At 66.3% G+C, this 12,369-nt stretch carries 9 protein-coding genes; 6 read left to right on the top strand and 3 right to left on the bottom strand.

Annotated features, from left to right (window positions below; translation table 11 throughout):
• Positions 1 to 105: 105 nt before the first annotated feature.
• From ACWEO2_RS33945 to ACWEO2_RS33965, 5 genes are all read left to right on the top strand, one after another.
• Entirely contained in the window at positions 106 to 3,903 is a 3,798-nt protein-coding gene (locus tag ACWEO2_RS33945; protein WP_452409081.1) for a nitrate reductase subunit alpha, read from the top strand.
• A 74-nt stretch (positions 3,904 to 3,977) separates the two neighbouring features.
• A complete protein-coding gene (gene narH / locus ACWEO2_RS33950; protein WP_452409128.1) occupies positions 3,978 to 5,693 on the top strand; it encodes a nitrate reductase subunit beta in 1,716 nt (571 codons plus the stop codon).
• Positions 5,694 to 5,727: 34 nt separating this feature from the next.
• The gene (narJ, locus tag ACWEO2_RS33955; RefSeq protein ID WP_452409082.1) at positions 5,728 to 6,408 is read left to right on the top strand and encodes a nitrate reductase molybdenum cofactor assembly chaperone; all 681 of its coding nucleotides are present in this window, start codon (positions 5,728 to 5,730) and stop codon (positions 6,406 to 6,408) included.
• Positions 6,405 to 7,145: a respiratory nitrate reductase subunit gamma gene (gene narI, locus ACWEO2_RS33960; RefSeq protein ID WP_452409083.1), complete on the top strand. Its 741-nt coding sequence runs from the start codon at positions 6,405 to 6,407 to the stop codon at positions 7,143 to 7,145. The genes narJ and narI overlap by 4 nt, the downstream gene beginning before the upstream one ends.
• A 431-nt stretch (positions 7,146 to 7,576) precedes the next feature.
• Complete coding sequence (locus tag ACWEO2_RS33965; protein WP_452409084.1) at positions 7,577 to 7,915, top strand: TfoX/Sxy family protein; 339 nt, start codon at positions 7,577 to 7,579, stop codon at positions 7,913 to 7,915.
• Between the two features lie 4 nt (positions 7,916 to 7,919).
• Here the strand turns inward: ACWEO2_RS33965 and ACWEO2_RS33970 are convergent, their stop codons facing one another.
• A complete protein-coding gene (locus ACWEO2_RS33970) occupies positions 7,920 to 9,620 on the bottom strand; it encodes a metallophosphoesterase (RefSeq protein WP_452409085.1) in 1,701 nt (566 codons plus the stop codon).
• A gap of 219 nt (positions 9,621 to 9,839) precedes the next feature.
• Between ACWEO2_RS33970 and ACWEO2_RS33975 the strand changes: the two genes are divergently transcribed.
• Positions 9,840 to 10,286 carry a cupin domain-containing protein gene (locus ACWEO2_RS33975; protein WP_452409086.1) on the top strand — a complete coding sequence of 149 codons (447 nt, stop codon included), beginning with the start codon at positions 9,840 to 9,842 and terminating at the stop codon, positions 10,284 to 10,286.
• A 53-nt stretch (positions 10,287 to 10,339) separates the two neighbouring features.
• Here the strand turns inward: ACWEO2_RS33975 and ACWEO2_RS33980 are convergent, their stop codons facing one another.
• Entirely contained in the window at positions 10,340 to 10,975 is a 636-nt protein-coding gene (locus ACWEO2_RS33980) for a hypothetical protein (protein WP_452409087.1), read from the bottom strand.
• 171 nt (positions 10,976 to 11,146) lie between these two features.
• Positions 11,147 to 12,367, bottom strand: coding sequence for an MFS transporter (locus tag ACWEO2_RS33985; RefSeq protein WP_452409088.1), 1,221 nt, complete (start codon positions 12,365 to 12,367; stop codon positions 11,147 to 11,149).
• Between the last annotated feature and the right edge of the window lie 2 nt (positions 12,368 to 12,369).

A 12,369-nucleotide genomic window follows, 5' to 3' on the forward strand; every position in this document is an offset into this window, starting at 1 on the left:
ACTCACCACCGCCCAGCGCGCGCTGTGAGAGATTCGTTTGGACGTGCGTCGTGACCTCCTTACAGTCGGTGCATCAGCCCGATTTCACAGCTCGAAGGGGACGTCGTGGTTAATTCGCGCATTCCGGCTTCCGCGTCCTCCGATTCGGCCGATCGGCAATCCAGCGACGCGAGTGACGCACTGCTGCGTCTCGGCAAATATTTCCACCGGGGCGAGGTGTCGGCCGATCGGCGCAGCCTGCATCAGGTCGGCGGGCGCAGCGCCGACGAGTTCTACCGCGACCGCTGGTCACACGACAAGGTGGTGCGCTCCACGCACGGGGTGAACTGCACCGGATCCTGCTCCTGGAAGATCTACGTCAAGGACGGCGTGATCACCTGGGAGTCGCAGCAGACGGACTATCCGTCGGTCGGTGCGGACAAGCCCGAGTACGAACCGCGCGGCTGCCCGCGGGGCGCGTCGTTCTCCTGGTACACCTATTCGCCCGCGCGCGTGCGCTATCCGTATGTGCGCGGTGTCCTGCTCGAACTGTACCGGGAGGCCAAGGAACGGCTCCGGGATCCGGTGCTGGCCTGGGCAGCGATCGTCGAGGATCCGGAAAAGGCCCAGCGCTACAAGTCCGCTCGCGGCAAGGGCGGATTCGTCCGCGCGGAGTGGTGGGAGGCCGCCGAGATCGCCGCCGCCGCGCATGTGCACACGATCAAGAAGTACGGACCCGATCGTGTTGCCGGGTTCTCCCCGATTCCGGCCATGTCGATGGTCAGCCATGCCGTTGGCGCCCGATTCATTTCGATGCTCGGTGGCTCGATGCTCTCGTTCTACGACTGGTACGCCGACCTGCCGGTGGCCTCCCCGCAGGTCTTCGGCGATCAGACCGATGTGCCGGAATCGGCCGACTGGTTCGACGCGGGCTACCTGATCATGTGGGGATCGAATGTCCCGGTGACCCGGACCCCGGATGCGCACTATATGACCGAGGCCCGCTACCGCGGTCAGAAGGTCGTCGTGGTCTCGCCCGACTACGCGGACAACACCAAATTCGCCGATGAATGGGTGCCCGCGCGGCCGGGAACCGATGCGGCCCTTGCCATGTCGATGGGCCATGTGGTCCTGAAGGAATTCTTCGTCGACCGCGCAACGCCCCGGTTCCTGGACTACGTCAAGCGCTACACCGATCTGCCCTTCCTGGTCTGCCTCGACGATCCCGAGGGCTGGCACGCCGACGGCGTCTACCACCACGACGGCGCGCTGCCCGGCAAATTCCTCACCGCGGCCGACCTCGGCCACACCGATGAGACCGCCGCGCACAAGATGGTGCTGCTCGACGCCGCCGGTAATCCGGTGGTGCCCAATGGTTCACTCGGGCACCGCTTCACCGCGGGCGATACCGGCAAGTGGAATCTGGATCTGGAGGGCGTCGATCCGCTGCTCACCCTGCACGACCGGGCCGACCAGCACCCGATCGCGGTACAGCTGCCGCGATTCGACACCGATACCGCGGGCGTGCTGGTGCGCGGCGTGCCGACGATCACCGTCGCGGGCAAGCGGGTCACCACGGTGTTCGACCTGCTGCTCGCGCAGTACGGTGTGCGGCGCGACGGACTGCCGGGCACCTGGCCGACGGGCTACGACGACGCGTCCGAGCCCTACACCCCGGCCTGGCAGGAGGCCATTACCGGCGTACCCGCCGCACAGGCTCAGCGCATCGCCCGCGAATTCGCCGATAACGCAGATAAATCCGGCGGCCGGTCGATGATCCTGATGGGTGCCGGCACCAACCACTGGTTCCACTCCGACCAGATCTACCGCGCCTTCTTCACCCTGACCCTGCTCACCGGCTGCCAGGGCGTCAATGGCGGCGGCTGGGCACATTACGTCGGCCAGGAGAAATGCCGCCCGGTAACCGGTTGGGCGACACTGGCCTTCGGGCTGGACTGGCAGCGACCGCCGCGCCAGATGCAGGGCACGGTGTTCTGGTACCTCAGCAATGACCAGTGGCGCTACGATCCGTTCACCGCACAGTCGTTCGCCTCCCCGCTGGGCCGTGGCAAATTCGCGGGGCGCACCGCCGCCGACAATATCGCGCTGGCCAGTCGCCTCGGCTGGATGCCGAGTTATCCGACATTCGACCGCAATCCGCTGGATCTGGTGGACGAGGCCGAGGCGGCGGGCAAGACCGCGCCCGAGTATGTGGTGGACGGGCTCGTATCCGGCGACCTGCGCTTCGCCTGTGAGGATCCGGATGCGCCGGAGAACTTTCCGCGCTGCCTGACCGTATGGCGGGCGAATCTGCTCGGGTCCTCCGGGAAGGGCAACGAATACTTCCACAAGCATCTGCTCGGCGCGGATTCCAATCTGCAGACCACCGATGCCGAGGGGGTGCGCCCGCAGGAGCTGGTCTGGCGCGCGGAGGCGCCGACCGGAAAGCTGGATCTGCTGCTGTCACTGGACTTCCGGATGACCAGCACCACGCTGTTCTCCGATATCGTGCTGCCCGCCGCCACCTGGTACGAGAAACACGACCTGTCCTCCACCGATATGCACCCGTTCGTGCACGCCTTCTCCCCCGCGATCTCCCCGCCATGGGAGGCCAAGACGGATTTCGAGGCGTTCCACCGCATCGCGCGCGGATTCTCCTGGATGGCCGAGAAGCACCTCGGCAAGCGCAAGGACATTGTCGCGGTTCCGCTGCAGCACGATTCGCCGGATGCCCTGGCACAGGCGGGTGGACGCGTACTCGACTGGAAAACCGGTGAGTGCGAACCGATTCCGGGCAGGACGATGCCGAAGTTGGTGGTGGTCGAGCGGGACTACCCCAAGCTCGCGGAGAAGATGGCCGCGCTCGGACCGCTGATCGATACGCTCGGCGTCACCACCAAGGGCGTCACCACCCATCCGCACGAAGAGGTGGCCTACCTCGCCGGTGTGAACGGCACCGTGGTTTCCGGTGTGGCCAAGGGGCGTCCGTCGCTGGCCAAGGACACCCACGCGGCCGAGGCGATCCTGGCGCTCTCGGGCACCACCAATGGCAGGCTCGCGGTCGAAGGGTTCCATGCGCTGGAGCGGCGCACCGGAACCCAGCTCGCCGATCTCGCCGCCGAACACGAGGGCAAGCGAATCACCTTCGCCGACACCCAATCCCGGCCGGTTCCGGTGATCACCTCGCCGGAGTGGTCGGGTAGCGAGACCGGCGGACGGCGGTACTCGCCGTTCACCATCAATACCGAACGACTCAAGCCCTGGCACACCCTGACCGGGCGCCAGCACTTCTACCTCGACCACGACTGGATGGCCGAACTCGGAGAGCAGCTGCCGATCTTCCGGCCGCCGCTGGATATGAGCGCGCTGTTCAGTGAGCCGGGGGTGGGGTCCGTCGGTGACAACGGCGTCACCGTTCGGTACCTCACACCGCATTCGAAGTGGTCGATCCACTCGGCGTACCAGGACAACCTGCACATGCTGACGCTCTCGCGCGGCGGGCAGTCGATCTGGATGTCGGATAGAGATGCCGCGAAGATCGGTGTGGCGGACAACGATTGGATCGAGGCGGTCAACCGCAACGGTGTGGTCGTCGCGCGGGCGATCGTCAGCCACCGGATGCCCGAGGGCACGGTATTCATGTACCACGCCCAGGACCGGGCGGTGGACGTGCCGCGCATCGAGGGACTGCCGAATTCGAACGGCAACGGGAACGGATTCGACTGGGCCGCACCGGAAACCCAGCCGGGCAAGGGTAAGCGCGGCGGCATCCACAACGCGCTCACCCGCATCATGATCAAGCCATCGCATCTCATCGGCGGTTATGCGCAGCAGTCCTTCGCACTGAACTACCACGGACCCACCGGAAATCAGCGCGACGAGGTCACCACGATTCGTCGACGCTCGCAGGAAGTGGAGTACTGACATGCAATTCCGACGAGGTCACCACGCTCTGCCCGATGGCCGCTCGCAGGAAGTGGAGTACTGACATGCGTGTCATGGCACAGCTGGCCATGGTGATGAACCTGGACAAGTGCATCGGCTGTCACACCTGCAGCGTCACCTGCAAGCAGGCGTGGACCAACCGCGGCGGCACCGAGTACATGTGGTTCAACAATGTGGAAACCCGTCCGGGACAGGGCTATCCGCGCCAGTACCAGGATCAGGACAAATGGAAGGGCGGCTGGACGCTCACCAAGCGCGGCAAGCTCACCCTGAAATCCGGTTCGCGGCTGAAGCGGCTGCTCAATATCTTCGCCAATCCCGATCTGCCGACGGTCTCGGATTACTACGAGCCGTGGAGCTACGACTACGACAATCTGCTGTCGGCGCCTGCGCTGGACACCAGCCCGGTCGCGCGGCCGAAATCGCTGATCACCGGCCAGGATACGAAGATCACCTGGGGCGCCAACTGGGATGACGACCTGGGCTCCGGACCGGAGCAGGTCGGCAAGGATCCGCTGCTGGCCAGGCTCTCCGATCAGGTGAAGCTGGAGTTCGAGCAGACCTTCATGTTCTACCTGCCGCGCATCTGCGAGCACTGCCTCAATCCGTCGTGTGTGGCCTCCTGCCCGTCGGGTGCGATCTACAAACGGTCCGAGGACGGAATCGTACTCGTCGACCAGGACAAATGCCGCGGCTGGCGGCAGTGCGTCAGCGGCTGCCCGTACAAGAAGATCTACTTCAACCACAAGACGGGCAAGGCGGAGAAGTGCACATTCTGCTACCCGCGCGTGGAGGTCGGCATCCCGACGGTCTGCTCGGAAACCTGCGTTGGGCGGCTGCGCTACATCGGCGTCATGCTCTACGACGCGGATGCGGTGCAGGCGGCGGCCTCGGTCACCGATACCGAGGATCTGTATCCGGCACAGCTCGGGGTGTTCCTCAATCCGCATGATCCCCGGGTGATCGCGGAGGCCGAACGCGCCGGTATCTCGCCCGAATGGCTCGAGGCCGCGCAGAACTCGCCGGTCTACCAGCTGATCGTCGACTACCAGATCGCGCTGCCGCTGCATCCGGAATACCGCACCATGCCGATGGTCTGGTACGTGCCGCCGCTGTCGCCGGTGGTGGATGTGCTCGCGGAGACCGGCCACGATGCCGAGGACGCGTCGAATCTGTTCGGCGCCATCGACGCACTGCGGATTCCGGTCGAGTACCTGGCCGAACTGTTCACCGCCGGGGAGATCGGACCGGTGCGAGCGGCGCTGCAGCGGCTGGCGGCGATGCGGTCGTTCATGCGGTCGGTGAATCTCGGTATGGAACCCGATCCCTCGATCGCGCCGTCGGTGCGCTTGGCGCCCGAGGAGATCGAGGCGATGTACCGGCTGCTGGCCATCGCGAAATACGAACACCGGTATGTGATTCCGCAGGGCGCGACGTCCCAGGCGCACGAGCTGGATTCGCTCGCCACCGGATGCAGCCTCGACACCGATGGCGGGCCGGGTATGACGGCCTTCGACACGATGGTGGAGAAGTTTCATCTCACCGATGCCAATGATGCTGCGCCGGAGCAGAAGTCGACGCGGGTCAACCTGTTGAACTGGGATGGGCGCAGCACCGAGGGACTGGTGCCCGCCGCGACCAGTGGCAATGGCCACGGGACCAACGGCTCGGCGGAGAACGGTGCGGCCAACGGCATGAATGGTTCGATCAACGGTTCGGCGGCCACGAACGGTTCGGCCGCGCCGACGCCGACCGGAGCAACCCCATGAACGCCACCGGTCGAGCCGCCGTCGGAGGCGTGTCATGGCACTGTTGAAAGTACGCCGCAGGCCGGAGCCCGTCGCCCGGCTGTCCGAGCGCGATTGCCGTCTGGTGTGGCGGATAGCCGCCCTGCTGCTCGACTATCCGAGCGAGCAGATGCTGGCGACCATCGACCAGATCGATGATGCCGCAATGCAATTGCCGGATGAGGTGGGTGCGCACCTGCTGGAATTCGTCCATCACCTGCGCGCCACCCCACCGATCACACTGGCCCAGCAGTATGTCGAAACCTTCGATATGCGGCGGCGTTCCAGCATGCACCTGACGTTCTACGCCTACGGCGACACCCGCAAGCGCGGCATGGCACTGCTGCGGTTCAAGCACGCCTACCGGCATGCCGGAGTCGAACTCGGCGACGAGGAGTTGCCCGACCACCTGCCGGTGCTGCTGGAATTCGCCGCCACTGTCGACCCGATCGGCGGCGAACGCCTGCTGGGCGAACACGTCCCGGTGCTCGAACTGCTACGACTGTCGTTGACGGACAACGGATCCCCCTACGCGGGAGTGGTCGCCGCGGTGGTCGCCACCCTGCCGCCGCTGACCACCGCGGACCGCCGCCGGATCGCCGAACTCGCCGCGCAGGGACCCCCTGAGGAGGAGGTCGGCCTCGACCCCTTCGCCATGGACCCCGCCCTCCTCGACGGATCGGAAGCCCGCCGATGACCACCACCTGCTGGATGACCCTGCCGTACGTGGCCTTCACCTCGTTCGTACTCGGCCACCTGTGGCGCTACCGCAATGACCAATTCGGCTGGACCACACGGTCATCGCAGATCTACGAGAGCCGCCTGCTGCGCCTGGGCAGCCCGCTGTTCCACTTCGGCATGCTCGGTGTCATCGGCGGCCATGTGCTCGGCGTGCTGATCCCGGAATCCTGGACCACGGCGGTCGGCATCTCCGAACACACCTACCACCTGGTCGCGGTGGCGGCGGGTTCGGTCGCCGGACTCGCGGTCATCCTCGGCATCGGCATCCTGCTCTACCGCCGCATCACCGTCCCCGCCGTCCGCAGGGCCACCACCCGCAACGACCGGGTCATGTACGCACTGCTGGCCGCCGCCCTGAGCACCGGCCTGCTCAATACCTGGGGCAGCAACCTGCTGTGGGGCACCTACAACTACCGCGAAACCGTATCCCCATGGTTTCGCAGCCTTTTCACCCTGCACCCGCAGCCCGAGCTGATGGTGGGCACCCCGTGGACCTTCCAGGTCCACGGACTCGTCGTGCTGACTCTCATCGCGATCTGGCCCTACACCCGCCTGGTCCACATGTTCAGCGCTCCCGTCGGCTACCTGACCCGCCCCTACATCGTCTACCGCGCCAAGGAATCCAACGCCCCGGACAAGCGCCGGTACGCCCGCGCCTGGGACGCCCCTGTCACGCCCGAAACCTGGCGCTGACCCCGAGTTCGGGTCCTCTCACCCGACGCCCCGCGGCCCCGTCCTCCCACACCGGGAGGGCGGGGCCGTGTCATTTCCCAGCAAACACGCCCGTCGTATCCCGAGGCCACACCTGCGGCCGTGATAGGAATTCGACCCATGTACCGGCTCGTGCCCACGCCTCGCGCACATTCGGCCCGCCCGATGGGCACCGTGCCGATGATTCGCTCGCTGCGCTCCCTCATTCGATGCCTGGTGTTCCTGTTCGCGGTCTGCGCCGCGACAATTCCCATCGAGGTTCGTCCATTGGGCGGGCAGCAATTCGGTGGGTTCCGATAGCGGCTGTCCGTGGCAGGGCGACCTGCACGAATCCTGGCCGCTGTGCGCCGCCGCGATCGGCGCGTAGCGGCTGTTCGCCGCGAAGTTGTCGGTGCCCTGGTCGACAATGCGGTATGGCGTATGACAAGGAACTCGCCGATCGGATCCGGGAGCTGATCGAACCCGCACCCGACGTGGTCGAGAAGAAGATGTTCGGCGGTCTGGCCTTCCTGGTCGGCGGCAATATGGCGGTCGCGGCCAGCGGTAAGGGCGGTCTACTGGTGCGTGTCGACCCGCAGGACAGCACCGCACTGCTCGCCCGCGACTACGTCGGCACGATGGTGATGGGCGGTCGGGAAATGAACAACTGGCTGCGCGTCGACGGCGCGGCGATCACCGACGATGACGCACTCGACGAATGGATCGACCGCGGGGTGAGCTACGCGCGCTCGCTCCCACCGAAGCAGAAGTAGTTGTTCAGCGGACGAGGCGGCGGAAGGTGAGTTTGTCGAATTCCCGGCCGTATTCGTCCACCGCCACCACATCCATTTCGCTGGCGAAGATGCCGGGCCGGACATCGACGCGCAGGAACGAGTAGTTGCGGAACCGCACTCGCGACCACGGTGCGGCCTCGTCTTGCTTGTCTCCGGAGGAGGTCCAGACATAGCTGTTCGGGACCGTAGTGTCCGGTAATTCGTGGCCGCGGAACGATTCCTGCGAGCCGGGCTGGAAGTCGTAGCGCGGGCGACCACCACCGCCGACGGTGTAATAGACGGTGCCGTCGGTCTCTGGGTAGACGATCGAATTGTCACCGGCGACCCTGGTCGCGGCGCCAGCGCGGATCGGATCCGTGCGCTCGAAGACGTGATTGTGCCCCTGCAGCACCAGATCCACCTGATACCTGTCGAACAGTGCGGCCCAGGCATCGCGCAGGCCGCCGTCGCTGGCATGCGAGTCGGTGGTCGAATACGCACAGTGGTGGAAGAAGCAGACCAGGAAGTCGATATCCGGATCCGCGCGATAGGCCGCGAGGGTGCGCTCCACCCAACTCGTCTGTGCTCCACCGGAATATCCGGTATTGGCCTTGATCTCATAGCTGACGTCATTGGCGTCGAGCGAGAGCACCGCGACATTGCCGTAGGTGAACGAGTACGCCGAAGGGCAGCCAGCGGGCCCGTTGCCGGGGAAGTCCAGCCGCGCCAGATGTCCGCCGTAACCGTGCTGACCGTAGGTCGCTTCCATATCGTGGTTGCCGGTGGCGAACATCCACGGCGTCTGGGCGGCGCTGACTTCGATGGCGCCGAAGTAGACATCCCAGACATACGGGTTGTACTTGTCGAAGCCGGAGTCGACCTTCGCGTCGTGTGCGACGAATTCGCCCGGCTTGCCGGCACCGGACGGATCGGCGTAGGCGATATCACCGGCCAGGACGTGGAAATCCGGTTTGGCGGCGGCGATCTGGCGCAGCACATTGGTCGCGTGCGGTGCGGTCGGATCGTTATCGGCCTTGTAGTACTTGTCGTCGTAATCGCCGGGCACCGTGCCCTGCGGCAGCGCCGGGGTATTGTCGGTGCCCTGATCGCCCATCATGGTGAATCGGAAGGGCAGGATCGCACTGCGCGAGCTCGGCATGGCCGGTGCGGCGGCGCGGATATCGCCGGTGAACCCGTCGGAGGTGCGCCACCGATAGAAGTGCGGCAGTCGCCCGGGCAGACCGTCGACCGGTGCGTGTACGTAGAACTGTTCGGCGGCGAGCACTCCGCCGTCGGCGGCGGGCACCTGGGTCAGCAGATTGCGCACCTCGGCCTCGACGGTGCCGCCGAGCGCGGGTGTCGGCCCGTGGTCCAGATAGACCTTGGTACCGGCCGGTGGCCGGGAAAGCTGACCGGCGAACCGGAGCTGGCTGGCCGCGTCCGGTCCGTACCCGACATGCCGGCCGCCGACCGCGAGCTGCGCGTCCTCGGCGTAGGCGCGCCTGCCGAACGGCGAGGTTCCGACCGCCGCGACCGCCGCGGCCGCGGCCGCACCGCGCAGGACATTGCGCCGCGAGACGGCATGGCGGCGTAGATAGTTCCGGTGCCATTCGTGCTGCTCGGCCATGGTCATCTGGGCGGCCAGGGCGGCGGGAATTCCGGTATCGGGTAGATCGCCAGCTGGGTTCAGCGCATTGGACGGCACGGCATCCGATGCTCTACGGCCACAGCGCATCCCGCAACTCGACACTGCTTCCCAGGCGCGAACAATTCATGAACTCCGGTCCGAGCCCAGGGCCAGGTAGTCGCACGGACCCGGGCAATCAGTACAAAACGAGCGAATGCCGCAGCGGCAGCGGCGATCTCGAACCGGCAGCGGCGCGAGGCCCTTTGCTGACCGCGTCGCGATGGATAGGCTGCCGCGATGACGCCATATACGCGCGGGGCCATCGCGGCGCTCGTGTCGGTCGGTTCGATTCTCGGCGCGACGACCGCCAACGCGACGCCCGGCACCGATATCACCGCGGTCACCCTCGGCCAGGCCCAGATCCCGGCCGGACTGCTGCCCTTCGTCGCGGGCACCGACCTCGTCGTCCGCGAAATCACCATTGCCCCAGGCGGTTCCACCGGCTGGCACTTTCACTACGGTCCGGTCTTCGGCTTCGTCCGCTCGGGCACCCTCACCCACCCCGGCCCCGACTGCGTGGCTCCGGTCTTCCACACCGGCGACTTCATCTACGAACCCGAGGGCGCCTGGAACGTGCACATCGGCCGCAATCTCGGCCCCGACCCGCTCGTACTCGACGTCGTATACGCCCCACCCACCGGCAAGCCACTGTTCGAGGATGCCGACGCGCCGGAGTGCGCGTAATCGGCACCGGTCAGGTGCCTGGTGCCCGCACACTGGGCACCAGACCCGCCCTCCTACTGCGCAGCCGTTGTCGTCGTAAGGGTCGTAGTCGGCGATGGAGCAGCAGTCGTTGGCGCCAGCGTGGTCGTGAGCGGGGGTGCCGCACTGCTGGTTGTCGTCGGATGAATCGGTTCGGGGCACTTGCCGTCTCGTTCGCCGATGCTGTTGATCTCGGCGTTGGACCGCGGATCGCCCGCGTAGTTGATCTTGTCGGTGCACTTGACATCGGTGCCGCCGGGCGCCGGAGCGGGATTGCTCGTTGTGCCGCAGAAGGTCACGCCACAGGTGTCCGTGCCACCTGGTGCCGGCTGAGTTTCGGTGGGTGCGCCGCAGTAGTCGATTCCGCAGTTGTCGATGCCACCCTGGGTGACGGGCTGCCCGGCGGCCGTCGGTCCAGTGCCTGCTCCACCCGCACTGCCCGGATGTCCGCCGGTGTCGCCAGGATTGCCCGGTGCCGCAGTGGTGGCCGGAGGCGTTGTCCGCGATGCACTGATCGAGGTGACCGTCACAGTGCCAGAGCCCGGCGCGGCGGAATCCTGCTTGTCAGCCGTGCACGCGGTCACGATCAGCACGGGTGCCACGACGCCCAGCACCAGCCCGGTGCCGACGCGCCATCGGCGGCTCTTACCCAACAACTGCATGATCGGCACGAACTCTCCTCCTGCGCCTGCCGCCTTGCCCCGAAAAGGACAGACACGCAATGGGTCTGGTGAATTTGACGGCTGTACGGTACCCCTGCGTAGTCGTTGGACGATCCGCCGTTGTTACCAACCACGGCAAGCGCAAGTCGCTCCGCCCTCCGGCCGTGACAATTGAGGGTGTCAGGTGGTGACCGGCCCAGGTGCGCGTCGCAGTTGGTAGGCCCAGATGCCGAGTCCGATTGTCATGGCTATTGCTCCGGTTGCCGATACTGCGGCCCAACCGGATTCGCGATATCCGGCCGCGCCGACAGCGGCTCCGAGGATGCCACCGAATGTGTAGACGGTCATATATGTGGAGGCGAGGCGTGATCGGGCATGTTCTGTCAGCCGGTAGACGACGCTGGCATTGAGCAGGTGGGTGCCGCGAACGGCCACGTCCAGAATGAGGATTCCGGCGATGAGCCAGCCCAGGTGGTGTCCTGCGACCCACAGCACGATAAACGCGGCCATACCGGCGGTGAGCAGCACGCCGGTGGCCGGTTGCTGCCATCCGCGGTCTGCGATGTGGCCGATCAGCTTCGATGAGAGGATCCCGGTGGCCCCGAATAGTCCGAACAGCCCGATCACCGACGGACTGTAGTTGTAGGGCGGCCCGGCCAGCAGGAACGCTACGGTCGCCCAACATGCCATGGATGCCGCGAACACACACCCGCCGATCAGTGCTCGGTGGCGCAGGACGGGCTCGTGGCAGGCGAGTTGGATCGTGGTCCGGAGCTGCTTGCGGTATCCGATCGTCAGCTCGGCTGGTTCTGGTGCCATGGCCCGGGCCAGTACCCCGGACAGGGTCACCGTTGTCGCGGCGGCGAGTAGGAACACGGTACGCCAGCCGGTCAGCTCGGCGATCAGGCCGGCGACGGTGCGTGACAGCAGCACCCCGGTCATGCCGCTGCTGAGGACTGTGACCACGGCCCGCCCACGATGCTGGTCGTCGACCAAGCCCGCGGCATAGGAAACCAGAACGTTGACCACGCTGGCGCTGGTGAGACCGATCATCGTGCCCGCGGCGAGGGCCACCGTGACATCGGGCGCGGTGGCCGTGGCCAGCAATGCCGCTGCGTCCAGACACAGCAGCGCACAGATCAGCCTGCGGCGGCGCACGATATCGCCCAGCGGTACAACCAGCACCAGCCCGAGCAGGTACCCGATCTGCCCGAGGGCGGGCAGCATCGCCGTCGCGGATCCCGCCGCGAACGACCGCGACATCTGCGGCAGCAGTGGCTGGCAGTAGTACAGGTTGGCGATCGTGAGGCTATAGGCGAGGGCCACCAGGGGGATCGTCGGCCGCGTCACCGAACGGTTGGCCCACGATCGTGTTCGGGGTAGGAGTGCGAGCACGTTCACGG

It is taken from the genome of Nocardia sp. NPDC004278 (assembly GCF_053602975.1).

Bases quoted from the DNA above. Each gene is read 5' to 3' on its own strand.
- narH (WP_452409128.1), top strand. From the start codon at position 3,978: ATGGCACAGCTGGCCATGGTGATGAACCTGGACAAGTGCATCGGCTGT.
- narJ (WP_452409082.1), top strand. From the start codon at position 5,728: ATGGCACTGTTGAAAGTACGCCGCAGGCCGGAGCCCGTCGCCCGGCTG.
- narI (WP_452409083.1), top strand. From the start codon at position 6,405: ATGACCACCACCTGCTGGATGACCCTGCCGTACGTGGCCTTCACCTCG.
- ACWEO2_RS33965 (WP_452409084.1), top strand. From the start codon at position 7,577: ATGGCGTATGACAAGGAACTCGCCGATCGGATCCGGGAGCTGATCGAA.
- ACWEO2_RS33975 (WP_452409086.1), top strand. From the start codon at position 9,840: ATGACGCCATATACGCGCGGGGCCATCGCGGCGCTCGTGTCGGTCGGT.